This window comes from Rhodoferax ferrireducens, assembly GCF_049302455.1.
Taxonomy (GTDB): Bacteria; Pseudomonadota; Gammaproteobacteria; order Burkholderiales; family Burkholderiaceae_C; genus Rhodoferax; species Rhodoferax ferrireducens_B.
The window spans coordinates 38,992-65,614 of sequence record NZ_JBAQMD010000027.1 but is presented as its reverse complement, the minus strand read 5'-3'; the positions used below and the strand labels follow the sequence as shown (position 1 = coordinate 65,614).

The 26,623-nt window shown below is 61.5% G+C and carries 22 protein-coding genes and 2 riboswitches; of the genes, 5 read left to right on the top strand and 17 right to left on the bottom strand.

Features of this window, described 5'->3' with window-relative positions; translation table 11 throughout:
* Nucleotides 1-98: 98 nt before the first annotated feature.
* The 16 genes from atzF to WA157_RS04595 form a co-directional block, all read right to left on the bottom strand.
* Entirely contained in the window at nucleotides 99-1,928 is a 1,830-nt protein-coding gene (gene atzF / locus WA157_RS04670) for an allophanate hydrolase (RefSeq protein ID WP_422619871.1), read from the bottom strand.
* Between the two features lie 58 nt (nucleotides 1,929-1,986).
* Nucleotides 1,987-5,613 carry an urea carboxylase gene (uca, locus tag WA157_RS04665; protein WP_422619870.1) on the bottom strand — a complete coding sequence of 1,209 codons (3,627 nt, stop codon included), beginning with the start codon at nucleotides 5,611-5,613 and terminating at the stop codon, nucleotides 1,987-1,989.
* A 65-nt stretch (nucleotides 5,614-5,678) separates the two neighbouring features.
* Nucleotides 5,679-6,329 carry an urea amidolyase associated protein UAAP2 gene (locus WA157_RS04660; RefSeq protein ID WP_422619856.1) on the bottom strand — a complete coding sequence of 217 codons (651 nt, stop codon included), beginning with the start codon at nucleotides 6,327-6,329 and terminating at the stop codon, nucleotides 5,679-5,681.
* Between the two features lie 58 nt (nucleotides 6,330-6,387).
* On the bottom strand, nucleotides 6,388-7,170 hold the full coding sequence (locus tag WA157_RS04655; RefSeq protein ID WP_422619855.1) for an urea amidolyase associated protein UAAP1: 783 nt from the start codon (nucleotides 7,168-7,170) through the stop codon (nucleotides 6,388-6,390).
* A gap of 44 nt (nucleotides 7,171-7,214) precedes the next feature.
* Nucleotides 7,215-8,051, bottom strand: a complete 837-nt coding sequence (locus tag WA157_RS04650) for an ABC transporter ATP-binding protein (RefSeq protein WP_422619854.1) — start codon at nucleotides 8,049-8,051, stop codon at nucleotides 7,215-7,217.
* 5 nt (nucleotides 8,052-8,056) lie between these two features.
* Nucleotides 8,057-8,875 carry an ABC transporter permease gene (locus tag WA157_RS04645; protein WP_422619853.1) on the bottom strand — a complete coding sequence of 273 codons (819 nt, stop codon included), beginning with the start codon at nucleotides 8,873-8,875 and terminating at the stop codon, nucleotides 8,057-8,059.
* Nucleotides 8,876-8,930: 55 nt separating this feature from the next.
* Nucleotides 8,931-9,038: riboswitch (guanidine-I (ykkC/yxkD leader) on the bottom strand.
* Between the two features lie 231 nt (nucleotides 9,039-9,269).
* Nucleotides 9,270-10,175 carry a radical SAM protein gene (locus tag WA157_RS04640; protein ID WP_422619852.1) on the bottom strand — a complete coding sequence of 302 codons (906 nt, stop codon included), beginning with the start codon at nucleotides 10,173-10,175 and terminating at the stop codon, nucleotides 9,270-9,272.
* Between the two features lie 220 nt (nucleotides 10,176-10,395).
* Entirely contained in the window at nucleotides 10,396-11,151 is a 756-nt protein-coding gene (locus WA157_RS04635) for a hypothetical protein (RefSeq protein WP_422619851.1), read from the bottom strand.
* A complete protein-coding gene (locus WA157_RS04630; protein ID WP_422619850.1) occupies nucleotides 11,148-11,954 on the bottom strand; it encodes an N-acyl homoserine lactonase family protein in 807 nt (268 codons plus the stop codon). Before WA157_RS04630 ends, WA157_RS04635 begins: the two co-directional genes overlap by 4 nt.
* The gene (locus tag WA157_RS04625) at nucleotides 11,951-12,730 is read right to left on the bottom strand and encodes a creatininase (protein ID WP_422619849.1); all 780 of its coding nucleotides are present in this window, start codon (nucleotides 12,728-12,730) and stop codon (nucleotides 11,951-11,953) included. Before WA157_RS04625 ends, WA157_RS04630 begins: the two co-directional genes overlap by 4 nt.
* The gene (locus WA157_RS04620) at nucleotides 12,727-13,641 is read right to left on the bottom strand and encodes a DMT family transporter (protein ID WP_422619848.1); all 915 of its coding nucleotides are present in this window, start codon (nucleotides 13,639-13,641) and stop codon (nucleotides 12,727-12,729) included. Before WA157_RS04620 ends, WA157_RS04625 begins: the two co-directional genes overlap by 4 nt.
* On the bottom strand, nucleotides 13,638-14,411 hold the full coding sequence (locus tag WA157_RS04615; RefSeq protein WP_422619847.1) for an SDR family NAD(P)-dependent oxidoreductase: 774 nt from the start codon (nucleotides 14,409-14,411) through the stop codon (nucleotides 13,638-13,640). Before WA157_RS04615 ends, WA157_RS04620 begins: the two co-directional genes overlap by 4 nt.
* Nucleotides 14,411-15,199: an SDR family NAD(P)-dependent oxidoreductase gene (locus WA157_RS04610; protein WP_422619846.1), complete on the bottom strand. Its 789-nt coding sequence runs from the start codon at nucleotides 15,197-15,199 to the stop codon at nucleotides 14,411-14,413. The genes WA157_RS04615 and WA157_RS04610 overlap by 1 nt, the downstream gene beginning before the upstream one ends.
* A gap of 1 nt (nucleotide 15,200) precedes the next feature.
* The gene (locus tag WA157_RS04605) at nucleotides 15,201-16,214 is read right to left on the bottom strand and encodes a fatty acid desaturase family protein (protein WP_422619845.1); all 1,014 of its coding nucleotides are present in this window, start codon (nucleotides 16,212-16,214) and stop codon (nucleotides 15,201-15,203) included.
* A gap of 82 nt (nucleotides 16,215-16,296) precedes the next feature.
* Entirely contained in the window at nucleotides 16,297-17,331 is a 1,035-nt protein-coding gene (locus WA157_RS04600; RefSeq protein ID WP_422619844.1) for an ABC transporter substrate-binding protein, read from the bottom strand.
* 53 nt (nucleotides 17,332-17,384) lie between these two features.
* A riboswitch (guanidine-I (ykkC/yxkD leader) is annotated at nucleotides 17,385-17,495 on the bottom strand.
* 178 nt (nucleotides 17,496-17,673) lie between these two features.
* The gene (locus WA157_RS04595; RefSeq protein WP_422619843.1) at nucleotides 17,674-17,997 is read right to left on the bottom strand and encodes a hypothetical protein; all 324 of its coding nucleotides are present in this window, start codon (nucleotides 17,995-17,997) and stop codon (nucleotides 17,674-17,676) included.
* A gap of 108 nt (nucleotides 17,998-18,105) precedes the next feature.
* Between WA157_RS04595 and WA157_RS04590 the strand changes: the two genes are divergently transcribed.
* Entirely contained in the window at nucleotides 18,106-19,404 is a 1,299-nt protein-coding gene (locus tag WA157_RS04590) for an ABC1 kinase family protein (protein ID WP_422619842.1), read from the top strand.
* Nucleotides 19,405-19,485: 81 nt separating this feature from the next.
* The gene (locus tag WA157_RS04585) at nucleotides 19,486-20,340 is read left to right on the top strand and encodes an NAD(P)-dependent oxidoreductase (RefSeq protein WP_422619841.1); all 855 of its coding nucleotides are present in this window, start codon (nucleotides 19,486-19,488) and stop codon (nucleotides 20,338-20,340) included.
* Nucleotides 20,341-20,469: 129 nt separating this feature from the next.
* On the opposite strand, the gene WA157_RS04580 is transcribed toward WA157_RS04585, so the two are convergent.
* Entirely contained in the window at nucleotides 20,470-21,243 is a 774-nt protein-coding gene (locus WA157_RS04580; RefSeq protein ID WP_422619840.1) for a PEP-CTERM sorting domain-containing protein, read from the bottom strand.
* A 455-nt stretch (nucleotides 21,244-21,698) separates the two neighbouring features.
* On the opposite strand from WA157_RS04580, the gene WA157_RS04575 reads away from it, so the two are divergent.
* The 3 genes from WA157_RS04575 to WA157_RS04565 all read left to right on the top strand — a co-directional run bounded on the left by WA157_RS04575 (nucleotide 21,699) and on the right by WA157_RS04565 (nucleotide 26,621).
* On the top strand, nucleotides 21,699-22,202 hold the full coding sequence (locus tag WA157_RS04575) for an Hsp20/alpha crystallin family protein (RefSeq protein ID WP_422619839.1): 504 nt from the start codon (nucleotides 21,699-21,701) through the stop codon (nucleotides 22,200-22,202).
* Nucleotides 22,203-22,287: 85 nt separating this feature from the next.
* Nucleotides 22,288-24,189 (top strand): molecular chaperone DnaK, encoded by a 1,902-nt coding sequence (gene dnaK / locus WA157_RS04570; RefSeq protein ID WP_422619838.1) that lies wholly within the window; start codon nucleotides 22,288-22,290, stop codon nucleotides 24,187-24,189.
* Nucleotides 24,186-26,621, top strand: coding sequence for a Lon protease family protein (locus WA157_RS04565; protein WP_422619837.1), 2,436 nt, complete (start codon nucleotides 24,186-24,188; stop codon nucleotides 26,619-26,621). The genes dnaK and WA157_RS04565 overlap by 4 nt, the downstream gene beginning before the upstream one ends.
* Nucleotides 26,622-26,623 lie beyond the last annotated feature (2 nt).

Here is a 26,623-nt window from a genome sequence, read left to right as displayed (position 1 = left end):
TGGTGCCAACCAACAAGCGACTTGAATCCGACTTTTATGCCTTTCAGGCGTTCATCCCCCCCCCACGGTTTTGCAATGACACCATCGTCAGCGCCCCATCAACCCAGGCTGCGCAAATAAGCCCGCCAACCACCCAAATGGCTGATGTCTTGCGCCTGGGTGGTCGCGTGGGCCTCACAAACAAAGCCTTGCACCGAGGTGCCGTCTGCCAATTCGACCGTGCCAATGCCCAATGGTGCTGCAATGCCCGACACAAAAGAACCAAACTCGCGCGCTGGCAGTTCCCACACCTCCACTTCGATGGCAGCGCCACCATGAGGCACGCGCAACATTCCTGGCCGATGGGGTGGCCCACCCGGCAACGCATACAGCTTGTAGCAGGGCGCACTGTGCGCAGACCGCACCAGCCTGGCCCCGCGCTGAGTCAGTTGCCAGTTCAAGGGCAAGCCACTCAAATGCGCACCGCATACCGCCACACGCACTTGACCGGATGGAAACGCAGCCGTGTCAGGTGTGGCGCTGGCAAGCTGGTGCGGCGCGTGGGGCGTTGCACCCACGGTCGGCACGGTGCGTGCGTGCAAACGTGCGGCCAGCGACAGCAAGGGCAAGTCTTGACCGGCACGCGCCACCAGTGTGATGCCCCACGGCATGTTGGCCATGGCCGCCGTCATGAAGCCGGTGGGCACGGCCACCGCTGACAGGTCCAGCAGATTCACAAAGTTGGTGTAGTGGCCCAGGTTGGAGTTGAGCCGGAACGGGTCAGCTTCAACTGCATCAAGGGTGTAGGCCGTGCTGGCGGTGGGCGTGACCAGGCAGTCGATGTCATCCCACACCTGGCGCGTTTGCCGCTCCAACGTTTTGAGGCGGTACAGCGCGGCAAAGGTGTCGGGCGCCGAAATCTGGATGCCTTTCTCGGTAATGGCGCGCGTCACGGGGTGCAGCGCTTCGGGCTTGGCTTCTATGAAAGTGCGGATGGCCTGGTAACGCTCGGCCACCCACGGGCCTTCGTACAGGAGAGTGGCCACGGCCCGAAACGGAGTCAGGTCGACCTCGACTGGCGTGCCACCCAAGGCGCGCAGGTGCGCCACCGCTTGGGCGAACTGTGCCGGGCCTTGCCGGTTGCCATGAAATTCCAGATCCACTTCACGCGGCACACCAAAACGGAAAGTGCTGGCAGCGCCAAAGTTGTGGCCATACGGCGGCAGGGTGCGCGAATAGGCATCCAGCGGGTCTTCACCTTGCGCTGCCGCCAGCACCGTGGCGGCATCACCGGCCGTGAGCGCAAACACGGATACAACGTCCAGCGTGCGGCAGGCGGGCACCACGCCGGTAGTGGGAATGCGGCCGCAGGTCGGCTTCAGACCCACCAGGTTGTTCAGCATGGCGGGCACACGGCCCGAACCGGCGGTATCGGTGCCGAGCGAAAAGCTCGCCAGGCCCAACGCGACGGACACCGCCGACCCCGCAGAAGAACCGCCTGAGATGTAGTCCGGGTTGATGCTGTTGCGACAAGCGCCATAGGGCGAGCGCACACCCACCAGACCGGTGGCAAACTGATCCAGGTTGGTCTTGCCCACGGGAATGGCGCCGGCGGCGATCAAGCGCTGCACCACAGTGGCACTGGCCTGCGGGGTGTAGGCATATTCCGGGCAGGCCGCCGTGGTAGGAATGCCGGCCAGGTCGATGTTGTCCTTGATGGCAAACGGAATGCCGTACAGCGGCAACGTCTTCGGATCACGTCCGTCAAGTGCAGCGGCATAGGCCCGCATTTCATCGAGGGTCAGGCGGCGAATCCAGATATGGCGATCCAGCGCGGCATCTTCTGCCAGCATCTGTTCCTGCAGCCGTTCAACCAATTGGGTCGGCGTCAGGCTGCCATCAAGGTAGCGGGCCCGCAGTGCGGGAATGGATAAGTCGAGTCGCATCATCAGCTCCTGGTTTGAATGTGGGTTCATGGGTTGGTTTTGTCGTGGTTCAGGTCGTGGTTTAACGCATCAGCACCAGCGCTTGTCCTGCTGTGACGGACTGGCCTTCCACACAGAGAACCTGCTCGATACAGCCATCACAAGGGGCGTGCACGGTGATCTCCATCTTCATGGACTCGATCACCAGCAGCGCCTGCCCGGCCGTGACTTGTGCGCCTTGTGCCACCTGCACCGACCAGACCCCGCCCGACACCTGCGAGGCCACCACCTCGCCGTCAAAGGCCTGGGCAGCGGCAGCGCGGTCGGCGGCATCGTCAGCGCCACCGGTATCGGGTGCCTCAGAGACACCGGCTTGCCGCCAGCGTTCGCGCTCGGCTTCAAAGGCGGCCTGCTGGCCTTGCTTGAACTGGGCGATGGCCGCGGCGTTGTCGGCCAGGTAACGCTGGTAGTCCGACAGCCGGAATGTGCCTTCTTCCATGCGCAAGCCGACCCGCCCGGCAATGAAGTCCTTGCGGTAGTCCAGCAGGGCCTGGGCCTGCATCGGGTAAAAGCGAATCTGGTCAAAAAACCGCAGCAGCCAGGGCTTGCCCGCCGTGAATTCGCGCGTCTCGCGCCAGCGGTTCCACATCTGCACCGTGCGGCCCACAAACTGATAACCGCCCGGCCCTTCCATGCCGTAGACGCACAGGTAAGCGCCGCCAATGCCGACCGCGTTTTCCGGTGTCCAGGTGCGCGCCGGGTTGTACTTGGTGGTGACCAGCCGGTGCCGTGGGTCCAGCGGCGTGGCCACTGGCGCACCCAGGTAGACATCACCCAGGCCCAGCACCATGTAGCTGGCCTGAAACACGATGTCATACACCGCCTGGATGTCGGGCAGGCCGTTGATGCGGCGGATGAACTCGATGTTGCTCGGGCACCAGGGCGCATTGGCATTGACCGACTGCATGTATTTCTCTATCGCCAGCCGGGTCGCCGGATCGTCCCACGACAAGGGCAGCCAGACGGTGCGGCTGGGCACTTCAATGTCCTGCGCGGCACTGAGCCCCGCTTGCGCTTGCAGCAGACTGTCCATCAAACAGGCCAGCGGCAGTCGCAGCGGGTCGTAATGCACCTGCAGGGAGCGGATGCCGGGGGTCAAATCGATCACACCCACCAGGCCACCGGCATCGCGCAAGGCCTGCACCCGCGCCATCAGGGCGTGCACCAGAAAGCGCAGCGTCAAATCCAGCTTCAATTCGCCAAACTCGATCAGCACATAGGCATCACCGGCACGCCGGTAGACCACTTCTTCAGTGCCATTTTTACCTGTAGCCCTCATTAATACTGCGTCATCAGCTATCATTAATGAAGCGCCTGGCGTGCTTTCAACGCTGGCGTCAGCAAGTGGTGTGTGGCTCAATGCCTGCTGTTGCGCACGCAGTTGGGCGATGGCCTGGGCCTGCCCCATCGGCACAAAACGCACCGTGTTGCCCGGCGAGAGCTGACCCAGCTTCCACAACTCGGCCTGCACCACGGTAGCCGGACAAACAAAGCCACCCAGGCTCGGGCCATCGGGCCCCAGAATGACGGGCATGTCACCGGTGAAATCAATCGCGCCAATGGCGTAGGCGTTGTCATGGATGTTGGACGGGTGCAGCCCCGCTTCGCCACCATCGCGCCGTGCCCAGGCCGGCTTGGGGCCGATCAGGCGCACCCCGGTGCGGCTGGAGTTGTAGTGCACCTGCCAGTCGGTGGCAAAAAACATCGCCATGTCGGCAGGTGTGAAAAAGTCGGGCGCGGCATGGGGGCCAACCAGCACGCCGATGTTCCAATGCGTCTGATAACTGGGGGTCAAGGCCGCTGCGCTTGCCACATCCATCGCCGCCAAACCACACGCCTGGCCCACGTGCAGCACATCACCCGCACGCAGCACCCGACCGCCATGGCCACCGAACTGGCCCAGGGTGAAGGTGGATTGGCTGCCCAGGTACAAGGGCACGTCAAAGCCCCCTGCCACGGCCAGATAGGCGCGGCACCCGGCACCGGTGACGCGACCGATGCGCAGGGTTTGACCCGCTTGCACCTGAAACATCGCACCCATGGGCACGGGTGCAGCATCCAGCGTGAGTTCAATGGGCGCACCGGTCACCGCCAGCGTCATGGCGCTGCGAAAGCGCAGAGTAGGCCCTGCCACCGTGATCTCCAGCGCTGCAGCGCCCTCGCGGTTGCCCAGCAGCCGGTTGGCCAAGCGCAGCGCCAGCCCATCCATGGGGCCGGACGGTGGCACGCCCACGTCCCAGTAACCAATGCGGCCCGGCCAGTCCTGCACCGAGGTCTGCACGCCCGCAACTTGCACGTCGATGGCATGGCTGGGGGCGTGAAAGCTGGCCAGGCTGCGCGTGGTGTGGCGGCCTTCTGCAAACGGTGCAAACCGCATCACGGCGCGCAGGTAATCCAGGTTGGACTCCAGCCCGGCGATGCGTGTCTCGGCCAAGGCCTGCGCCAGCTTGGCCAGGGCCTGTGCCCGATCAACACCATGCGCAATCAACTTCGCCAGCATCGGGTCGTAATGGGCGCTGACTTCGCTGCCGCGTTCAATCCAGGTGTCGACCCGCAGGTTGTTGGGAAAGCTCACTTCGGTCAGCAAGCCGGTGGAGGGTTGAAAGTTTTTGGCCGGGTCTTCGGCGTACAGGCGGGCCTGCACCGCGTGGCCGCGCGCCACCACCTGCAGGGTGTGCAAGGGCGGCATGTCGCCCGCGGCCAGGCGCACCATCCATTCCACCAGGTCAACCCCGGTAACCGCCTCGGTCACGCCATGCTCCACCTGCAGGCGAGCATTGACTTCCAGAAAATAAAACGCCTGCGTGGCCGCGTCCAGCACGAACTCCACCGTGCCAGCGGAGCGGTAGTGGGCCTTGGCTGCCAACTTGCGGGCGGTGTCCAGCAAGGCCTGGCGCACCTCGTCGCGCAAGTTGGGTGCCGGTGTTTCTTCCACCACTTTCTGATTGCGTCGCTGCAGCGAACAATCGCGCTCGCCCAGCGCCAGCACGTTGCCGGCGCCGTCGCCAAAAATCTGCACCTCAATATGGCGGGCATCGGCAATGAAGCGCTCCAGAAACACGCCGCCGTCCGAGAAATTGGACTGCGCCAGACGCTTCACGGAATCGAACGCGGCGCTCAATTCATCGGCATCGCGGCACATTTGCATGCCAATGCCGCCGCCTCCGGCGCTGCTCTTGAGCATGACGGGAAAGCCAATGGTGTGCGCCTGCGCCAAGGCGCTGTCCAGATCGGCCAGCAGGCCGGTGCCGGGCAGCAGGGGCACACCCGCCTCCAGAGCCAGCGCGCGGGCCGTGTGCTTGAGGCCAAAGGTGCGCATTTGCTGCGGTGTCGGCCCCATGAAGGCCAGCCCGGCGGCCTCGCAGGCCTCGACAAACTGCGCGTTTTCTGACAGAAAGCCGTAGCCGGGGTGAACCGCTTGCGCGCCGCTGGCCAGCGCCGCCTCAATGATGCGCTGCATGGCCAAATAGCTGCCCGCCACAGCGGCAGTGCCGACACACACGGCCTCGTCCGCCATGGCCACATGGGCCGACTCGGCATCGGCCTCTGAATAGATCGCCACCGAGCCCACCCCCATCTGGCGCAGGGTGCGCATGATGCGGCAGGCAATGGCGCCGCGATTGGCAACAAGTACTTTTTTGAACATGATCAATCCATTGGCGGGTCGTCCAGCCGTTAATCAACACAAAACCGGTCGTCCGGTCTGCGGGTTTGTCAGGCCGGGTTCCACACCAGGCAGCGCACCGGGGTCGGGTTGTAGGCGTTGCAGGGGTTGTTGAGTTGCGGACAGTTGGAGATCAGCACCAGCACATCCATCTCGGCGCGCATTTCCACGTATTTGCCCGGCGCCGAAACACCATCCTCAAACGTCAGGCCGCCTTGCGCTGTCACGGGCACGTTCATGAAAAAATTGATGTTGGAGGCAATGTCGCGCTTGTGCAGGCCATAGGGGTTGTGGGCAATGGCGGCCATGAAGCTGTCCCGGCAACTGTGCATGGCGCGCTTTTCCAGCGCGTAACGCACCGTGTTGCTTTCGCAGGAACAGGCCCCGCCCAAGGTGTCGTGGCGGCCACAGGTGTCGGCCACGATGGTCAGCATGGCGCGGCCTTCGCTGGACATCAGCACCGAGCCCAGGCTCAGGTACAAAGCCCCCTGGGCCTGGATGGTGTGGGTCAGGCTGTAGTGTTCTTCACAGTCATCGGCGTTGTAGAACAGAGTGTCAACCGCCTGGTTGCCTTCCAGATCAACAATGCGAAAAATTTGGCCTTTGGTGAGCTTTTGCAGCCACGGCTCGCCGGCCGGGACAATGGTGTCCAAAATGGCATGCGCCGGGTCAAGCGCGCTGATTTCAAGAGTGGCAGACATGGTGGTTTTCCTTGGGGTGATGGGGTCAGGCGGGTGTGGTGGGGGGTGGTGCACGCGTTTACAGAAACCAGCGCTCGGTGTTGATGAAGCCCCGGTCGTTTTCCGGGCACAACAAACGGCACACGTCGTTCGCACCGGCGGTGCCGGAGCGCCAGGCGGTGAGCTTGACGGCCCCCGGCGCGTAGTCGGGGGCGGGGTCCAGCGGATGCGGCGCGGCGGACAACAGCACCAGCACATTCATCTCAAAACGCAAATCCACATGCTGCTGCGGCTGCCGGTGGGCGGTGTCGAACTGCAGCTTGCCATCGGCATCTGCCGCCACCTTGCTGAAAAAATTGACGTTGCCATTCATATCCCGGCGGCCCAAACCCCATTTGTTGAGCTCGACCACCAAACCGTCCAAACCGCTGCGGTACATGCTGTTGCGGTGCGTCTGGTAACGGGCTTGCCCGTATTTTTTTTCCAATCCAGCGGCATCGAGCACGCCTGAGAACGTGTCATGCCAGCCGCAGCTGTCTTCGGGGATGGAGCACAGCACCCGCCCCATGTCCGAGTAGCAAACATGTCCCCGGGTCAGGTAAGCCGTGTGCTGCGCCTTGAGCGTGTCGGGCATGTTGTATCGCTCGGTTTTTTCTTCCTGATTGAAGAACAGCGCTGACACGTTGGCCGTGCCGTTCAGGTCCGTGAGGCGCAAGGTGTTGCCGCGGCGCAGCACGCCAGACCAGTGACAGCCCCCGGGCAGGGACTCTTCCCACAACACCAGGTCTGATGTAAAGCTGGCTGAGGACTCAGGCACGGCGGCTCGGGCCAGTGCGGGTAAATTGGCGAAGGTCATGGACATGGTGTTCTCGCTGAGGGTTAGGTTAAAAGTAGGTGGCCGGACGTTCAAACGACGGCGCTTTGCAGGTTGAGCTGCTCCAGCATGTCCAGGTCGGTGGTGATGCCGGTGCTCTCGCGGATGCGGGCCAGAATCTCGGCGCGCAGGGCTCGAAAGGCTTCGCCGTGCTTCATGTCCTGGGTGCGCTGCGCGGGCAGCGGCACCGGAAAAATGCTGTGGATACGCCCGGGGCGCGGCTGCATCAGCACCACGCGCTGGCCCAGGTAAACGGCTTCTTCCACGTCGTGCGTCACGAAAACAATGGTTGTTTTTTCAATGCGGTGAATGTGCAGGATCAGGTCATGCATGACCTCGCGCGTTTGCGAATCGAGCGCGCCAAAGGGCTCGTCCATCAACAGGATCGAGGGCCGCCCCATCAGCGCCCGCGCAATCGCCACGCGTTGCTGCATACCGCCCGAGAGCTGATTCGGGTACGCGTCTCTCACCTTGCGCAGGCCGATCAGATTCAGCAAGGCATCGGCGCGGCCCGAGGCGGCTTCCACGTCGGATGAGCTGAGGTTTTCGCGGTTGACCTTGAGCTGGCGGCTGAACTTGATGTTCTCCATCACCGTCAGCCAGGGGTACAGGCTGTAGTGCTGGAACACCATGGCGCGGTCGGCACCGGGGGTTGAGATATTGCGCCCATCGCAGAGCACCTCACCGCTGGTGCGGTACTCCAGCCCGGCCAGGATGCGCAGCAGCGTGGACTTGCCACAGCCCGAGGCGCCCACCAGGGTGATGAACTCGTTGTCCTCAATGCTGAGGTTGACGTTTTCAAGGGCCGGCACCGGACTGGCCGCGCGCTCAAACACCTTGCCGACTTGGTTGATGATGACTTTGGACATGATGTTTATCCTCTTGTGTGGGCCCAGGGGTACAAGCGCCGGTGCAGCCAGCGAAAGCCCTGATCCATGACCAGGCCGATCACGCCAATCAGGATGATTCCGCCGAAGATGGTGTCGGTCTTGAGGTAGCGCTGGGCCTTCAGAATGGCGTAACCCAGGCCGGAGTTGGCCGCCACCAGCTCGGCCACCACCAGATAGGTCCAGGCCCAGCCCATGGTGATGCGCAAGGTATCCAGCATGGCGGGGCGGGCCGATTGGGCCAGCACCAGGCGAATCATTTCGAAACGCGTGGCGCCCATGGTCAGCGCCGCTTCGATTTGCGCCAGGGGCACCAGCCGCACGTTGTCAGCCACCATCAGCACCATCTGGAAAAAAGTGCCGATGAAGATGATGGAAATTTTGGCGCTCTCACCAATGCCCAGCCACAACATCACCAGGGGGATGAAGGCAACGGCTGGCATGTAGCGGATGAAATCGGTCAGGGGCTCCAGCAGCGCTTCGACCGGGCGAAACGCGCCAATCAACAAGCCCAATGGCAGGGCCAGCGCGGCAGACAGCGCAAAGCCGGCGGCAACGCGGTAGATGCTGATGAGCGCATCACCGGTCAAGTCATCTGCCACCAGCCAGCTCATCAAGCGGGTCAGTACGCTCCAGGGGCCCGGCATGAAGATCGGATCGACCCAGCCCGACGCGGACAGCATGGCCCAGGCGGAAAAAGGAATGAGCAAGCCCAGTAGCGCGAACATCCAATATTGGCTACGCGACAACTGGCCGCCGATGCGCCAGATGCCTGGGCGGGCCGGGTGCGAAGAGGTGTCTGACATGCGGGCTCCAGTGGTTGAAGAAACAAAGCAAGAGAGGACGGTGCAACACACCATCTCCTCCCGGGCTTTTGTCCCTCCGTGGAGCCGCAACGATCGCGGCCGACAGCTCTCGGACCAGACAGCGCCACAACATGTCGCGCTCGGAACCCTAGCGGTCTAGCAAGTCAAGCGGCATGCCATGCACATCGCCCTCTCTTGGATTTAACTAAGCAACTTGGATGCCAGCTTGAAACAAGGTATTTATGTGCGGGCCTGCACCAAATTGGTAACTTGGCACGGTCGCAGTGCGTCGGCGGCACGCACGGCGGGATGATGCAGGCCCTTCTTTAACGCGCAGGTGCAGCAGTGAGGCGGCCAGAGCTTGCGCCAACACAGCGGTGAACAGTCAATTGGCCTACAGACCCCGCTGCCAATCCGCGCGCAGCCGGGCCGACTCCGGGCGGCTCATGGCGTTTTTTACTTCCGATAACAGTCGCTCTTTTTCCGCACCCAGAATGCCTTTGAGAACCAGCCAGTTCGAGGCATGGTCGCTACGAAACACGGTGCGTTTGAGCTCCAGGGCTTGCAGAAACTGCGCCATCTCGGCAAACAATTCCTGCTGATTGAGTGGCTCCCAAGACGCAAAAGTCTGGCGAAATCTCTCCTCGCCCTGGGGAAAGCTGACCACCAGGGTGGCCAGGAATTCCGGCTGGGTCAGATTGACCAGGCGCGCCGAGTTGGCGGCATGCTGCTGTGACAACTGGCGACCACCGAGGCCGTTGAGCAGCATCACCGAGCGGCTGATGCCCGCTGCGCCCAACTTGTCCAGGGCCTCGCGGGTGGACTCCAAGGTTTCGCCCTTGCTGACCTTCTGCAACACCTCGTCGTCACCCGACTCGGCGCCGACGTAAACCAGCGACAGGCCCGCCTCGCGCAGTTCCTGCAGCTCCGCCACGGTTTTGTTGCGCAGGTTGCGCGGCAGGCAGTAGCTGGAAATGCGCCTGACTTTGGGCAAATGGTCTTTGATGGCGGCCAGCAAGGTCATGAGCCGGCGGGTGGACAGCACCATGGCATCACCATCGCCCAGAAAGACGCGCTGCACGTCGGTTGCGGACTGTTCGCCACAGCTGCGGATGCTCGCCAGCGTCTCGGCTTCGTCGCGCACCTGAAACTTCTTTTGCGGCGCGGTGTACATCTCGCAGTAAGTGCACTTGTTCCACGAGCAGCCGTTGGTCACCGGCAGGATCAGCGACTGCGCTTCGCTGGGTGGGCGAAACACCGGGTTGACGTAGCGGATGGGGAAAGCGGGGTGCATGTTCATGGTCGGTCTTCACGTCGTGGATTGGGCAACATCCAATGCACTATAGCTTTTACAGCTGCATGAGCAGATGGGACGGCGGCCACAGGCCATGTTGGCAAATGCAACTTGATTGTCTCCTCAGTGCGGAGACAATTACATGCCAAATGTGCCTCTAGCCCAATAAATACCTGGGCCATAAGCTATAAATTTCATAGCGATGTCGGCCTGATGGCCGCGCACATCACAGGCAGCACTCAGTGCAGCTCCACTCCAGAATCTGCCAACGCGCTGCGCCCGCAGGGCTGTCAATGCTGGCTTGGGTGTCGTTGAGCTGGCGCACGGCGAAAGGAAAGCTGGCGCCTTGCAGCGCGGGCAAGGTTGATTGCTCAACGGTCCACTGACCATCCTCCAGCGTGCCAAACGAGATTTCAAAGTCCAGCAAATCCTGTGCAATGGCGGGATGAAGAAGCAGCACATCGCCCAACGTCTGCCCGGCTTGAGTGCCCGACGGCCAGGCCATGCGCCGGGGCCGAACGTGCATGGCGTAGCGGCCGGCCACCAAATAGCGTTCCTGGGTGTCGCCGCCCGCCTCGTCCAGCCCGGCCAGCGCGATGAAGCGACCGGTGGACTGCGGCAACCGCTCCCACACCTCCAGATACGGCGCATGAACGCCGGTCTCGATGACACGCTCAGGGTTTTCAAACACCATCACCCCCACGTCCCCATCGGCGCGGGGCGGCTGGTAATCACTGCGGCGGTGCCAGCTGCACAGCTCGCCCTGGGCTTGTGGCTCCACCTGGGTCACACCGCAAAACCCTTGCTGGCTGGCCAGCCGAAGCTGCGCAGCGGCCGCCGGTGAACTTGCCGGAATTCGCACATCCGCATGCCACACACTGGTCTGCAGCCAGCGCACAAAGGTGCTCTCGTCCCGCTGCTGCGGTGTCTCCAGCAGCTTGCGCACCCAGACACCGCGGTAGTGCTCGGGCACGGGGTTCATTCGCAGGCCTTTGGAAACGGGGGCAGGCTGCGGTAAAAGGCCATGTCGTGGTTGGGCCAAATCTGCGCACCGGTCTCGGCGGCAAGGGCCTTGAGTTTGCGGATGCTCTGCACCGCCTGCGCTTCACGCCCCTGCCACAAGGTGCCGGGGGCCACTTCGTCATCCAGGTTCTCCTGCAGGTCGGCGGCATCGCCGGCCAGTAAAACGGGCGGGCCTTTGGGCAGTTCAATCAGCATCGACATGTGCCCCAGCGTGTGCCCCGGTGTGGCCACCGCCTGCACACCGGGCAGCACGCTGTACTCACCGTGTTTCAGGCAAAACTGCAGCGGCGCGCCGGCGTCGTCCAGCAGCTCGTCGGCAAAAACAGCGGGGTCGGCACCACTGCGGGCAGCCGTGACCTCGTCTTCCTGCACATGAATCTCGGCTCCGCAGCCGCAGCGTTTGAGCTCTTTCAAACCACCGGCGTGGTCAAAATGCAGGTGGCCGATAAAGATCACATCCACATCGGCAGGTGTGAGGCCCAAACGCGACAAGTGTCGGGGAATGCGCTGCTCTTCGAGCATCTCGGGCGCACCGAACTCAAACACATCCGGGTTGTAGTAGCGGGCCCGGGCTTGCGGGTCATGGATCTTGGCGTGGTCGCAACCCACGTCGTACAAAATGCGGCCATTCGCGGTTTCAATCAGGTAGGCCAATATGGGCGCTTCAATCTGCTGACCCCGGCCCCGGTTGAAGGTGGAGATGGACTTGTCGTAGCGGTGGGTGGCCGTCAGCAAGGGCCACATTTTTGTCACTTGCGTCATGAGAACCTCACTTGGCGAAACCCGCTTTTAATCGCCTGGGCCATACGCGCAGCGACTTCCTGCGCCAGCAAACGACCCTTGTCCGCGCTTGAACCGCGTGCCGAAGACAACACGCCGGAAGGCGGCACCCAGTCGGTGCGCGCGGGGTACATGTCATACGGCGGGAAGTCGGCCGGGCCATCGTCGGGGATCAGGTCCAGCCGCACCAGTGAGGGGTGGTAGTGCAGCATCATCGACGTTTCAAGCACGGCCGCATGCTCCAGCGCAAAGCCGGGGAAGCCATCCGGGAACACATCGGCCAGCGTGGCCGGGGTCATGAAGTCCCAGTATTCGAGCCGCATGACTTCGAGTTGGGTGTTGGGGCCCGCATCGCGCAGCCCCAGGTCAATGCCTTCGATCAAAAACCATTGGTTCTCGTAGTGGCCGTTGACCACCACCAGTTGGGTGACGCCGTGGCGGGCAAATTCGCGCACGGCATCACGCACCGAGCCAATCAACGTGGCCGCATCGACACTGGTGGTGCCGCAAAAATGCTGGCCGCCGCCACACTTGGGCTGGGACTTGTAGCCATAAGACAGCGTGGGGGCCACCAGGCCGCCGACACGGGCTGCCGTATCTGCCGCCACCGAGGCCGACAGCAGGCCATCGGTGCCCAGCGGCAAATGCGGCCCGTGCTGCTCCAGCGCGCCCACCGGCAGCAGCACCGGCGGCTGGTCGGTGGTGATGCGGCGCTGGTAGTCCAGCCACGAGAGTTGATTCATCCAGACGGTGCTCATGGGGTTTCCTTCTTCAAAACGTTGACAGGGGTTGGCGCTACGCCGGTGTCGGTGGCCTCAATCAGTGCGGCGCAGCCAATCAGTGCGCCGCCGATCCATTCCAGAGTGGACAAGTGCTCGCCACCCCACCAGGTGGCGCTGAGCACCGCCACCAGCAGCTCGGCCAGCATCACCACGCCCGCGCGACCACTTTCCATGTGTGTCACGCCAAATTGCCAGGTAGCGGTGGCCAGCAGCATCCAGCCAAAGCCGTAGGCCAAAACGGCCAATGACACCGTCAGCGTCACAGCAGGCACCGGTGTACCCAAGCCCAGCACCCACAGACCCGAGAGCAGGCCGCAACCCAGAAACACAGCCGCTGTTTTGGAGCGAATCGGAATCAATTGGCCGGCACGCGCAAGGATGTTGTTGCCCGCAAACGCCAGCCCCGCCGTGAGCGCCAGCACGTCGGCCACACTCAAGGGCGTGGCCAAGGCCCGTGCGCCGCCCAGCACCAACCAGAGCCCGGCCAGCGCCACCCCCACCGCCAGCTTGCGCCGCAGATCCACCCGCTCCCCCAAAAACAGCCAGCCGCCCAGCACCGACCAGACCGGCGAGAGGTAAAACAAAAACATGACACGCACCACGTCACCTGCCATCAGCGCATTGACAAACGAGGTGTTGGCCCAGCCGCCCACCAGCGCCAGGGCCAGTACCAGCCCTGCTTGTGGTCGCCAGGCAGAGCGTTCGCGCCACAGATAAAACGCCAGCACCAAGCCCACCGGGCCGTACACCAACATCGACAACACCGGCCCGCCCAGGCCCACGCTGACGAACTGCTTCAAAGGCCACCAGGACAAACCCCACAGCGACGAGGAAAACAGCAGCACCAGCAAAGGCAGCGCCGTGGAGCGGGTGAGCGGGGTGCTCATGGCATCACCGAGCCGCCATTGGGCCCGAGCACCTGGCCGCAATAAAAACGTGACAAGTCAGAGGCCAGAAACAGTGCGGTGGCGGCAATCTCTTGTGGCTCGGCCAGGCGGTGCTGGGGAATGTCCAGCTCCTTGTCGATGGCGCTCTGGCTCATGGCCTCCAGAGACACCATGGCGGTGGCCACCGGCCCCGGCGCAATGGCGTTGATGCGAATCTGCGGCGCAAATTCACGCGCCAGCGAACGTGTCAGGCCAATCACCCCAGCCTTGGCCGCGCAATACGGTGCAAACTGCGCCCGCCCCAGCAGCGCCAGGTCAGAGGCGATGTTGATGATGACACCGCCCTGGCGTGCCAGCATGGCAGGCAAAAAGGCGCGTGAGGTTAAAAACACCGACTTCAGGTCCACGCCCAGCATCTGGTCCCAGTCGGCTTCGGTGGTCTGCAAAAACGGTTTTTCCTGGAGGATGCCGGCGTTGTTGACCAACACATCCAGCCCACCGCAGGCCTGCTGCACCTGCGCGGCCAGACGGCTCACGTCGGCAGACTGGCTGACATCGGCCTCCAAGGCCCAGGCCTGGCCACCCAGGCTGTGAATCTCCTGCACCAGCGCACCAGCCTGCTCGCTACGGCCCAGGTGGTTGAGCACCACCGCCGCACCAGCCTGTGCAAAGACCAGCGCGATGGCCCGGCCAATGCCGGTGGCAGCCCCGGTGACGAGTGCCGTGCGGCCAGCCAGCGACAGCGATAGCGACAATGCGGCGGCGGCCATCAGCTCATCACCTCGCCGTTGCTGACCACCATGGCCTGCCCGGTCAAGGCTGCCGCATCGGCACTGGCCAAAAAGAGAAAGATGCCCGCCAGGTCCTGTGGGGTGAGCATGCCGGGCAAGGCTTGCCGGGCGAGTAATTCGCGCTCCACCTCCTGCTCGCTGCGGCCCTGCTGCTGCGCCATGCAGGCCAGCGAACGCATGGCGGCCTCGGTGCGAATCCAGCCTGGGCACACCGCATTGACGCGAATGCCACGCCCGCCCAGCTCAAACGCCAGCGAACGTGTCAGGCCAATGACGGCGTGTTTGCTCGCCACGTAGGCCGAGAAATCGGGCACGCCGGTCTTGCCCCAGATGGACGACTGGTTGATGACGCTGGCACCTGGTTGCATCAGCGGCAGCAGCGCACGGGTCAAGCGCACCATGCTGACCACGTTGTTGTCCAGCAGGCTGGCCCAGCGTGCCATGGCATCGGGGGCGCGGCTGTTGATGGGTGTGGGGTATTCCACCCCGGCGTTGTTGACCAGCACGTCCACCCGGCCCCATAACGCTTGCAAGCGCCCGGCCAAGTCGGCCACTTGGGCATCGTCACCCAGGTCACAGACGGCGGTGTGCACCTCGGTTTGCTCGGCCAGCGTTTCGGCCAAAGTTTGCAGCGAAGCCGCTTGCCGATCCAGCAGCATCAGGCGCACACCTTGTGCGGCAAACGCCTGTGCCAGCCCCTGGCCAATGCCACCGGCTGCGCCGGTGATTAGCACGGTCTTGCCCTGCAAGGCGTAGTTGGGTTTCACCTTAAACCGCCGTTAAAAAGGACACGCCCACCGCGCCCAGAAAGTCATTGGCCCGGCCTGGCGTGCCGGGTGGCAGCACCTGGCCGTAGTCGCTGGCCAGCACGCGCTTGACACGGTTCACATGAAAACTGCGCAACAGCTCACGCACCGGGGTCACCTGGGCGTAGTCCTGCGGGTACAGCTCACGGTGGAATGCGGGCAGGCGGTGCCAGGGGGCGGCGGGACGCTCATGGTGCGCGTTGTGGTAGCCAAAGTTGAGCCACAGCAGGTTGAGCCACGGGTGGTTCAGCCCCACCACGTTGCTGTAGGTGTTGGCCTGTTCGTAAGCGCGGTCACGCACCTTGTCAGCCGGAATGGGCTGGTCGTTCAGGATCGGATAGGCATCGTAGGTGTGCTGAAAACAATCGGCAAAACGCAGCACCGTGACAAACACCAGGTAAGCCAAAAAGTACAGCAGCAAGGCCTTGAGCGACCACCAGCCCAGCAGGGCAAAGGCACTCAGGCGGATGACGGCAATGCCCAGAATACGGCCTCTGGCCGACCGCTTGCGCTCGTCCTGAAACGGCAGTGCCAGCACAAAGACCCGCATCAAGAACTCCACCGCCGGAAAGTACGCCCACTCCAGCGCCAGCACGGCGTTGCGAAACCAGGCCGGCGCGCGCAGCAAAAAGCCGCGCACGTCAAACGTGATCACATCGGCCCGCTCCACATGGTGGCGCATGTGTTTGCGCCGCATGTCGGCAAAACTGGCGTAGCAACTGCCGTTGATCCAACTCATCAGCGTGCCCCAACGCTCGTTGGCGTTGGCGGTCATGAAGATGGCTTTGTGGGCAAACTCATGAATGAAATAGGCCGACCAAACCAGGGTTTGGGCTACCAGAAAGAAACCTAATGCGTTGAGCGTCCAAGACGGTGAACCCAGCAGGGCCATGCCGGTGCCGAAGCCAAACAAGGTAAAGCCGAGCGCGAACACGTTAGGCCAGCGGCCATCAGGGTAGTGAAAAATCTGCGCCATCAAACACCTCTTAAGTCAAGAGACAGGGCTTGCAGAACGCGACGGAACCGGCCCGCCACTTCTGCAACGAGTCAAACAAACACTACTTCTTAGCCAGCGCTGTGACGAATTGCGCGTCAAACGTGGCTTCTGCGGCTGGGATGGTTTTAATCTGGCCCTTGGCTTTGAGCAATTCGCCAATGATCTCGCCGCTGGCATAGTAGGAGGTGGTTTCCTTGGCCTTCACAAAGGCTTTGGGCATCTCGGCCAGCGCGATGTTGTGCACGCCGGAGAGTTGTTCCTTCACCTCTTTGGCGCTCACGCCCATGAACTTGCCAATGATCTTCGCGGACTCATCGGGTTTGGCTTTCATATAGGCCAGGCCATCCAGGTAGGCTTTGATGATGCCGCTGATCTCGGTCGGCTTGGCCTTGATGACCTTGTCGTCAAACACCATCACGTCGGCAATCAGACCAGGGGCGTTCTTGGACGAAAACACCACCTTGAATTTTTTGCCGCCGCCCTGCCCCAAAATTTGCGACAGGCTGGGTTCGTAAGTCACACCTATGGGCATCTGGCCAGAGGCCATGGCGGCAGGCACTGCTTCAGGGGTCATGCTGACGGGAACAATGTCTTTGTCACTCATGCCATTGGTTTTGAGCGCGTAAGACAACAAAAAGTCGGACGGCGACAAGGGGTTGAAGCCGATCTTCTTGCCCTTGAAATCCTTCACGGTCTTGATGCTGCTGTCGGCCACGATGGCATCACCGCCGTTGGAGTAGTCGATGGGCATCACCACTTTTTGCGCGTTGCCACCGGCCACCTGGCCCACCACCTGGTCATAGGTCAAATGACCACCATCAATGGCACCTGAAGCGATGGCGGAGGGGATCAAGGCCGGGTCGTTAAAGACCTGCAAGGACACTTTGAGATTGTATTTTTTGTACAAGTCCAGCGCTTCGGCCACATAGAAGGGACCGTAACCGATCCAGACCACCGTACCAATCTTCATGGTGGTGGGGCCGGCTGCAAAACTTGAGGCAGCAGCCAGGGACACGGCCAAGACCAAGGCGGGCTTGAACAAGCGGCTCAGCAGGGACGAGGTGGCGGTGGTGGGAGAAAAACTTGACGAACGCATGACGAAGCTCCTGAAGTAAATAAAGGGCGCAGGAAGAGACGATCTGTACATCGTTCTCCCGGGCTTTTATCCCTCCGTGGAGCCTCTTGCGAGGCCGGAGCACTCTCGGACCAGACATCGCGCGAATTCAACATTCGGCAACCGGAACCCTAGTGCTCCTACGCTAGAGCATTTGTGCACCGTTGCACAAATCGCTTTTCTTGCAATTATGGATAAGCAAAACACATGCCATCGTTTTTTTGATTGGAAGTTTGAAAATGCATTGGTAAGGGATTCAACCCGCGCCAGTTAGTAGTCACTATTGGTTGAATTGGTGCGCAGCTGCTTGTATTTGGTGCGTGGCTATTGCCACCGATGACAACTACTCTTGCTATTGGAGAAGTTGGAACAGGTGGTGCCATGGCCCGGCTGATGGAGGTCATGGAAGCCCAATACCCCAAGAGCGGCCAACGCGGGCATCCCCTTGGTTAACGCAATGCCAGGTGATAGCAGCGCAGGATGAAAGACGACAAGCGCAAGGGCGCGTGACGCACAAAGGCGGGCAACCAGCGCGGCGAGTTCAAAGAAAAGCGGGTAGACCATCGGATGACAGGGCGCATCCATTGGGTCGATTTCACAAAGCGGTGGTTGTTGGTCATGGGCATCAAGCGGCGTGCTTGCTTTCAAGGAGTGTGGAGATTGTGGCGACTCAGCGAAGACCTTGCCGCCGGGGTGACAAAATGATTGCTGAACTTCAACCTGGTACCCAGAGTTTTGCCCAATTCAAATAAATCGTTGAGCGCACCGGTCCCCCGTGGACGCTTGTCCCGGCTGGCACGTCTGGGGAGCATGGCCACAGGGGTCGCAGGCGGCATGTTGATGGAGGGCGCGCGCCAGTTGGCTCAGGGCAAACGTCCGCGCATCAGCGACCTGCTGCTCACGCCCGCCAATGCCCGCCGGGTGACACAGCAACTTGCCCAGCTGCGGGGTGCCGCCATGAAGGTGGGGCAAATGATCTCCATGGACGCCGGTGACATGTTGCCACCGGAGTTGGCCGCCATTCTGGCGCGCTTGCGCTCGGACGCGCAGGCCATGCCCAAAAAGCAGGTGCAGGGCGTGCTGGATGCCAACTGGGGCGTGCACTGGCAGCGGCAATTTGACCAATTCTCCTTCACCCCCATCGCCGCGGCATCCATCGGCCAGGTCCACCGGGCCAAGACCAAAAACGGTCAGGACTTGGCCATCAAAATCCAATACCCGGGGGTCAGGGAGAGTATCGACAGCGACGTGAACAATGTGGCCTCTTTGCTGCGCATGTCAGGTTTGCTGCCTAAAACGCTGAACATCAAACCGCTGCTCACCCAGGCGAAGCGCCAACTGCGCGAGGAAGCCGATTACCTGCGCGAGGGTGGCTATTTGCAGCGTTACGCCAGTTTGCTGGCTGATGCGCCAGAGTTTCTGGTGCCCGAACTGTGTTCCGAATTGACGACCCCAAGTGTTTTAGCCATGTCCTTCGTTGGCGGTGTTCCCGTTGAATCGATGGTCGATGCGCCCCAGGAAGAACGCGACAGAATCGTCGCGCTGTTGGTTCGTCTTTTGTTTCGCGAGATTTTTGAGTTTCGGCTGGTTCAGACCGACCCCAATTTTGCCAATTACCGCTATGACACCAAGTCCAAGCGCTTGATTTTGCTTGATTTTGGCGCCACCCGGCCCTACAAGGACACCATGGCCAGGGCCTACCGTCGACTGCTGATGGCCGTTGCGGCGGGCGATCAGCAGGCCATGCAAAAAGCCGCTCTGTCACTGGGCTACTTTGATGCCGGCACACAGGAAAAGCATCAGTTGGCGGTGCTCGGCATGGTTGACACCGCGCTGGAGCCGTTTCGTCTCGCGGGAGTTTATGATTTTGGGCGCTCCGATATAGCGCAGCGCCTGCATGCTGCCGGCATGGACTTGGCGTTGGGCCGGGATTTTTGGCACATACCACCGGTGGACACTTTGTTTTTGCATCGCAAGCTCGGTGGCATGTATTTGCTGGCAGCCCGGCTCAAAGCACGGGTCGACGTGCAGCAACTGGCCAAGGACTTTATTTGAAACCAACTGGTGGCGCCGACTCTGAGTTTGGCTGAGTCAGCACCCGATGACATTCCAAACATTTTTTCGAGGATCACACCTATGTCAACCATCGCTTTTCTCGGCACCGGCCTGCTCGGCGGCGCCTTCGCCGAAGCTGCCGCCAAGCGCGGCGACACGGTCACCGCGTGGAACCGTTCACCCGACAAAGTTCATGCGCTGGCGCAGTTTGGCGTGATGGGCGCAGCGAGCCCGGCCGAGGCGGTGCGCAATGCGGCGCGCGTCCACATCGTGCTCAAGGATGACGCCGTGGTTGAAGAGGTGCTGGCGGCCGCGCGCGCCGGGCTTTCACCCGATGCGATCATCATTGACCACACCACCACATTACCGACACTCACTGCGGCGCGTGCCGAACGGCTCCATGCCGAAGGAGTGAAGTACCTGCACTGCCCCGTCTTCATGGGCCCGCCCGCGGCGCGCAATGCGCAGGGCACGATGATGGTCGCCGGGCCCAGGGCGCTGTTCGAAAGCGTCAAAGCTGATCTGGCCACAATGACGGGTCGGCTGGCGTACATGGGTGAGCGCACGGATGTGGCCGCCGTGAACAAACTGTTCGGCAATGCCATGATCATCGGCGTGACGGCGGTGATGGCGGACGTACTGACGATGGCACAGGCGAGCGATGTCAGCGCCGAAGACGCCATCAAGCTGTTGGGTTTTATCGATTTGAATGCCATCGTGGCCGGGCGTGGCGTGAACATGGCAAAAGGAAACTACAGCCCGAGTTTTGAGCTGACGATGGCGCGCAAAGATGTGAGGCTCATGTTGGAGACTGCGGGTGATCGACCCATGGCGGTGCTGCCGTCGGTGGCGACCCGTATGGATCAGCTGATTGCGGCCGGACACGGCGCTGACGACTGTTGCGTGCTTGGCATTGACGCGGTGCAGCGGCAGTAGCGATCGAAGATGCCAGGCAATTGCGTTGACGCCAAAGCGGCGCCGACCATGAGCGGGCGGTCACGGATGCCGCAGAAATAAAAAACCTCGCCGAAGCGAGGTCATGTGTCATGCGTGTTGGCTCGCAAGCTACCTTTGCCTGCGTTTGCGTGTTGCGGCCAGACCCAACAGACCCAGCCCCAGAAGCGCAAGTGAACCTGGCTCTGGAACGCTCGTCCCGGGGAAAACCTCCGCGGCCGTCCCTTGCACGCCCACGGTGAAACCGTTCCAGAATTCGTTAGTGGCGCTTCTCCAGGTGACGGTGTCGAATGCGCCGGTGAACTGAAGTGCGCCATGCGGCTCCGACCCGCCGACGCCATTGCTGTTCAATTGGTACTCGAAATTTCCACCGCCAAGATCGACGACCACCTTGCTTGCACCGCCGCAACCCCAGTAGCCGCAGGCGTTGCCATCAACGCCACCCAGGCTGAGAAGCTGGAAATCCTGATTGAAGGCATAACCGTTGCCGTTGAGACTGACAAACGCAAAGACAGGATTGGCCACCGTTTGTGAGAACTGCAGGGTTTGAGTCCCGGCCTTGCTCAGCGCGATGATGTCTGATCCGGTGGGGCGGTTGTCCACGGCCGTGCTTGTATAGGGCGAGGTTGCGCCAGACCCGCCGGTCCAATAATCGGTGCCACCGCCCGTGTTAAAAAAACCGATCCCGTTCGTATTCGTGTACGTCACCTGAATCGTCGATGTGCCTGTTGTGATCGTTCCAACACCTTGGAAGCCCTGCGCCACAGTGTTCTGACCGGTCCAATCGGTCCAGTAGATCTGCGCAGCGCCAGCACCGGCACTTGCAATCAAGAGAGCGGCCCCGACGACCGGTGACAAGACCTTGCTGATCCACTTATTTTTCATTTAAATTCTCCACGTTGAATTGTGTTGCGAGATTCCCCGATCGCTTGGAAAAATCTCTGCAGAGAACATAAGCAAAAAACATACCGATAAAACAAATGCTTACAAATCAACGAGTTAGATAAAAACAGCTGTTGCGGATATTTGAACTGTAAAAGAACCCGACACAAACAATCATTTTTTGCAGGGAATTGGTCCCAGGCACTAAGTCTTGACCAGGCATGGCGGTTCTGCAGTCCTTGGCGACCTCTGCGCGGATCGGTTGATTGCGGCCGGACGCGGCGCTGAATGGTCTCAGGATGACCCCCGTCGTTGTGAAATATCAAGCCGCCCGTGACGCAGCGTCATAGAGTCAAGCCGTTCCGTTTCAGCGATCTTTTTTTGGATCAATCACGCTCGATTGCGTCGGCCCATCGCGGTAGCGGACTGGTTCAATCCAACCTATTGAAACGATGACCATGCTGAACTCCCTCAAAAAGACCGGTGAAAAAATTGGGCACGAGATCAGTCACGCTTGGGATAGCCTGTCCGACGGCTGGCGCGAATTGCTCAGCCGCAGCAGCGACTCTCTCACCAAATTCACCCGCCACAAAGAAGAGGCTCCAACTCAGGGCAGCGCGCTTGCGGTGTTTCCAAGCTGGAGTCTGCTGGCCGGTGAACTGGAAGAAACGGCGAAGGATGTGTTGGTGCGGATCGAGTTGCCCGGCATGGACAAGGACGATTGTCAGATCACCATTGACGGCAACACGCTTTATCTGAGCGGCGAGAAACGCTTTGAACGCGAAACCAGTGACAGCACTTACCACGTCATGGAGCGCGCCTACGGTTCATTCCAGCGCGCCATACCTCTACCGCGCAACGTGAACATCGACAAGGCCCAGGCCAGCTTCAAGAATGGCGTGTTGACGGTTCGCTTGCCCAAGGAAGGCAAAGACCAGGCCAGGTCACTGTCGGTGTCGTGAGGCCTGCGGCTTTATGGCGTTGGCACAAGTCTTTAGCGCGGTATACCCAGCGTGATGAGTTGAGATAGATGGGCAAGGAGCAGGCATGACAATCATTGGTATTGACCTCGGGACTTCCAATTCGGCCGCTGCCGTGCTGCGCGGCGGTCGACCGGTCATCATCCCCAGCGCCGAGGGCATGAGCATCGGCGGCAAGGCGTTTCCCAGCTATGTGGCCCTGACGGCGGATGGCCAGATGTTGGTCGGCGAGCCGGCCCGTCGCCAGGCGACGGCCAATCCGGAAGGCACAGTCACGGCCTTCAAGCGCAAGATGGGCAGGCGCGAAACCATTGTGCTGCGGGGGCGCGACTACTCCCCCGAACAGCTCTCCGCCTTCTTGCTGCAGAAAATCAAGCGTGATGCCGAGGCCTTTCTGGGCGAGCCAGTTCAGAAAGCCGTGGTCACCGTGCCCGCCTACTTTGATGACAACCAGCGTTCAGCCACTAAGGACGCCTGCCGCATTGCCGGCCTGGAAGTGATTCGTCTGGTGAACGAACCCACGGCGGCATCACTGGCCTATGGCCTGGACCGCCTGAGCGAAGAGTTGCGCATTGCGGTGATTGACCTTGGTGGCGGCACGCTCGATGTCACCATCATGGAGTTTGGCAAAGGGGTGTTCGAGGTCAAGGCGACCAGCGGTGACACCCAGCTCGGCGGCACCGACATGAATCAGTGCATTTACGAGCATCTGGCCGAGCGCTTCCAGATGGCAACCGGTGTGGACGTGCGCACTGACCCCAAGGCCGCCGCGCGCCTGATGGAGGCAGCCGAAGCGGCAAAAATCGACCTGACCGCCAGCGTCAGCACCCATGTCAGCCTGCCCTATCTGGCCGCGGTGCAGGGTGAGCCGCGTCACCTGGAGCTCGATCTCAACCGCACCGAACTTGAACGCCTGGTGCGTCCGGTCATTGATCGCTGCCGCGCCCCGGTGGAGCAGGCCCTGCATGACGCGGGCATTACCCCCAAGCAGGTGGACCGCGTGGTGTTTGTCGGCGGCCCCACCCGGATGCCCGCGGTACGCACTTTTTTCGAGGAGATGTTTGGCCACAAGGCCGAGATGGGCGTTGACCCGATGGAATGCGTGGCCGCAGGTGCCGCCATTCAGGCCGGCGTGCTGGCCGGAGAGGTCGGCGGCATTGTGCTGGTGGACGTGACGCCGCTGACGCTGGGCGTGGAAACACTGGGCGGCATAGCCACCTCGCTGATTGCGCGCAACACGCCCATCCCGGTCAAGCGCACCGAGCTGTTCACCACGGCGGCCGACATGCAGACCAACGTGACGGTTCATGTCTTCCAGGGCGAGCGGCCCATGGCTTCTGACAACACCAGCCTGGGTGAGTTCACACTGGATGGATTGCCGCCCGCGCCGCGCGGCGTGCCCAAGATCGAGGTGACCTTCGACATCGACTCCAACGGCATCCTCAGCGTTGCAGCGCGCGATACGGCCAGCGGCAAGTCCCAGTCCATCAGCATCACGTCTTCCACCCGCCTGCCGGAGAGTGAGAAGAAGCGCATGGTGGAAGATGCCGAACGTTATGCCGACGCTGACAAAAAACGCCGCGACGATGCGGAAAAGCTCAATGCCGCGGATGGCACCTGCTACGAAGCCGAGAAACTGCTGGCCAACTTCGCCGACAAACTCACCGACGAGTTGAAGAAGCGGCTCGAAGCCTCCTTGCGAGAGACCAAAGATGCGCTGCTCAAGAAGGATGTTGCACAGGCCACGGACCGTGCCGAAGCCCTGAAAAAGGTGCTGAAAGAAGCCGGCGCCACGCTCTACACCCAATCGGGGCAGGCCGAAAAAGGGGGGCCTTATGCGGAGACCCGCTGGCAAGGCCCCACGCCACAACCCCATGTCGGGGCCGCAGGCGCGCAGGCCAACCCCAGCGGCGATGGGCCCCGGGGCAAGGTCATGGATGCCGAGTACCGGGAAAACAAACAAAAATGACAAACCCCCCAGGACTTTTGCCCCCACTTGCGCTTGAATCCCGGCAGTTGCATCAATCGTGTGACCCGGCGCAATTTGGGTTCCAGACCACGGCTGAACTGGAGGCCTTAAACGAGTTGATTGGCCAGACCCGAGCCACAGAGGCTGTGCGCTTTGGCGCGGGCATCCGGCATGAGGGCTACAACATCTTTGTCTTGGGGCCCGCTGGCGTGGGCAAACGCAGCATGGTGGGCCAGTTTCTGGCTAAAAAGGCAGAGGCCGAGCCCAAGTCGTCCGACTGGTGCTACATCAATAACTTCTCGCAGCCCCATAAGCCCCAGGCCATCCGCTTGCCATCAGGTAAGGGCGCGGAGCTGCAGCACCACATGGCGCAATTGGTTGACTATTTGCGCGCCGCCATTCCGGCATTATTTGAGAGTGAGGAATACCGGGCGAAGGCCGAGGCGATCCAGGATGAATTCACCAAGCGGCAAGAGAGCGCACTCAAGGAACTGGGCGACGACGCTGTCACGCAGCAAATCGTCCTGCTGCGCACACCGGGCGGGTTTGCGTTTGCACCCACCCGCAATCAGGAAGTGATCGCGCCGGATGAATACGAAAAGCTGCCCCAAGAGGAGAAAGACAGAATAAGGCGCGTCATTGCTGAACTGCAGGAAAGACTGGAGAAAATCCTCAGCCACATTCCCCAGTGGATGAAAGAACGCGGTGAACAGGTCAAGCAACTCAACCGCGAAACCACGCGCGCGGTCGTCACGCATGTGATGGACGAGCTGCGCACCCGATTCTCCGATCTGCCCGAGATCCGGACCTACCTCGACCGGGTGCAGCAAGACATGATTGAGAACGCCGACGACTTTCGCAATGAGGAGGAATCGGCCAATCTCTCCGGCTTGACGATCGTGACCCGCAAGAGCTTTCATCGCTACCAGGTGAATGTGCTGGTCGGTAACGGCAAGCAGGCCGGCGCCCCGATCGTGAGCGAGGACAACCCGACCTACAGCAACCTGATCGGACGGGTCGAGCACATTGCCCAACTGGGCGCGCTGGTGACCGACTTCACCCTGATCAAACCGGGTGCGCTGCACCGCGCCAATGGCGGCTACTTGTTGCTCGACGTGCGCAAAGTACTACTGCAACCGTTTGCCTGGGACGCCCTGAAGCGCGCCTTGCAGGCGCGCGAGATCCGCATCGAATCGCTGGGACAGATGTACAGCCTGGTGAGCACCGTGTCGCTGGAGCCGGAGCCGATGCCGCTGGACGTCAAGATTGTGCTGTTTGGCGATCGCCTGTTTTATTACCTGCTGCAGCAGTACGACCCCGATTTTTCTGAACTGTTCAAGGTGGCGGCAGACTTCGAGGACCGCATTGAGCGCAATGCCGAGACGCATCTGCTGTATGCCCGTTTGATCGCCACGCTCTGCATCAAGGAAAAGTTATTGCCGCTTGATTGCAACGCCGTCGCCCGGGTGATTGAGCACAGCGCGCGGCTGGTCGGCGATGCGCAGCGCCTGTCCACCCATATGCGAAGCATTGCGGATTTGCTGCAGGAGGCCGACTTCTGGGCGCGCGAGGCGGGTCTGGCGGTGACAACGGCAAACAACGTTCAACAAGCCATTGACGCTCAAATTCGTCGGCAGGACCGGCTGCGCACCCAGTTGCAGGACGCGATTCTGCGCGACACCTTGTTGATCGACACGCAAGGCGCGGTGGTCAGCCAGATCAACGGACTCTCGGTGCTCGAACTGGGGGACTTTGCCTTTGCCCAGCCGACCCGTATTACCGCCACCACTCGCCTGGGTCAGGGGGAAATGATCAACATCGAGCGCGAAGTCAAGCTCTCCGGCGCCATCCACTCCAAGGGGGTGCTGATTCTTTCCTCATTTCTGGCCGCCCGCTACGCACGCAACCAGCCTCTGTCTTTGACTGCCAGCCTGGTGTTTGAGCAGTCCTATGGCCAGGTCGAGGGCGACAGCGCATCCTTGGCCGAACTGTGTGTGCTGCTGTCCAACCTGGCCAATGCGGCGGTGCTGCAGTCGCTGGCGGTGACGGGTTCGGTCAATCAATTAGGCCAGGTGCAGGCGATTGGGGCCGTCAACGAAAAAATCGAGGGTTTTTTTGACATTTGCGCGGCGCGCGGATTGACCGGTGAGCAAGGGGTGTTGATACCCGCTGCCAACGTCAAGCACTTGATGCTGCGCCGCGATGTGGTCGCGGCAGCAGAGAATGGGCAGTTCCACATCTACGCCGTTGACCATGTGGATCAGGCCATGACGATTCTCACCGGCGTGCCGGCGGGAGAGGCGGGGGCAGACGGTCAATACCCGATGGAGAGCATCAATCGCCGGGTCGCGGCGCGGGTGGCTGGACTCAGCGCCCTGCGCAAAGCGTTTGCCCACCCGTCGGAAGAGAAAAAAATGGACCGGAACCATTGAAC

What these genes read in the sequence shown, in the direction of transcription:
- atzF (WP_422619871.1), bottom strand. Translation starts at nt 1,928, where the DNA reads ATGATGCGACTCGACTTATCCATTCCCGCACTGCGGGCCCGCTACCTT.
- WA157_RS04660 (WP_422619856.1), bottom strand. Translation starts at nt 6,329, where the DNA reads ATGTCTGCCACTCTTGAAATCAGCGCGCTTGACCCGGCGCATGCCATT.
- WA157_RS04655 (WP_422619855.1), bottom strand. Translation starts at nt 7,170, where the DNA reads ATGTCCATGACCTTCGCCAATTTACCCGCACTGGCCCGAGCCGCCGTG.
- WA157_RS04650 (WP_422619854.1), bottom strand. Translation starts at nt 8,051, where the DNA reads ATGTCCAAAGTCATCATCAACCAAGTCGGCAAGGTGTTTGAGCGCGCG.
- WA157_RS04645 (WP_422619853.1), bottom strand. Translation starts at nt 8,875, where the DNA reads ATGTCAGACACCTCTTCGCACCCGGCCCGCCCAGGCATCTGGCGCATC.
- WA157_RS04640 (WP_422619852.1), bottom strand. Translation starts at nt 10,175, where the DNA reads ATGAACATGCACCCCGCTTTCCCCATCCGCTACGTCAACCCGGTGTTT.
- WA157_RS04635 (WP_422619851.1), bottom strand. Translation starts at nt 11,151, where the DNA reads ATGAACCCCGTGCCCGAGCACTACCGCGGTGTCTGGGTGCGCAAGCTG.
- WA157_RS04630 (WP_422619850.1), bottom strand. Translation starts at nt 11,954, where the DNA reads ATGACGCAAGTGACAAAAATGTGGCCCTTGCTGACGGCCACCCACCGC.
- WA157_RS04625 (WP_422619849.1), bottom strand. Translation starts at nt 12,730, where the DNA reads ATGAGCACCGTCTGGATGAATCAACTCTCGTGGCTGGACTACCAGCGC.
- WA157_RS04620 (WP_422619848.1), bottom strand. Translation starts at nt 13,641, where the DNA reads ATGAGCACCCCGCTCACCCGCTCCACGGCGCTGCCTTTGCTGGTGCTG.
- WA157_RS04615 (WP_422619847.1), bottom strand. Translation starts at nt 14,411, where the DNA reads ATGGCCGCCGCCGCATTGTCGCTATCGCTGTCGCTGGCTGGCCGCACG.
- WA157_RS04605 (WP_422619845.1), bottom strand. Translation starts at nt 16,214, where the DNA reads ATGGCGCAGATTTTTCACTACCCTGATGGCCGCTGGCCTAACGTGTTC.
- WA157_RS04600 (WP_422619844.1), bottom strand. Translation starts at nt 17,331, where the DNA reads ATGCGTTCGTCAAGTTTTTCTCCCACCACCGCCACCTCGTCCCTGCTG.
- WA157_RS04585 (WP_422619841.1), top strand. Translation starts at nt 19,486, where the DNA reads ATGTCAACCATCGCTTTTCTCGGCACCGGCCTGCTCGGCGGCGCCTTC.
- WA157_RS04580 (WP_422619840.1), bottom strand. Translation starts at nt 21,243, where the DNA reads ATGAAAAATAAGTGGATCAGCAAGGTCTTGTCACCGGTCGTCGGGGCC.
- WA157_RS04575 (WP_422619839.1), top strand. Translation starts at nt 21,699, where the DNA reads ATGCTGAACTCCCTCAAAAAGACCGGTGAAAAAATTGGGCACGAGATC.
- dnaK (WP_422619838.1), top strand. Translation starts at nt 22,288, where the DNA reads ATGACAATCATTGGTATTGACCTCGGGACTTCCAATTCGGCCGCTGCC.
- WA157_RS04565 (WP_422619837.1), top strand. Translation starts at nt 24,186, where the DNA reads ATGACAAACCCCCCAGGACTTTTGCCCCCACTTGCGCTTGAATCCCGG.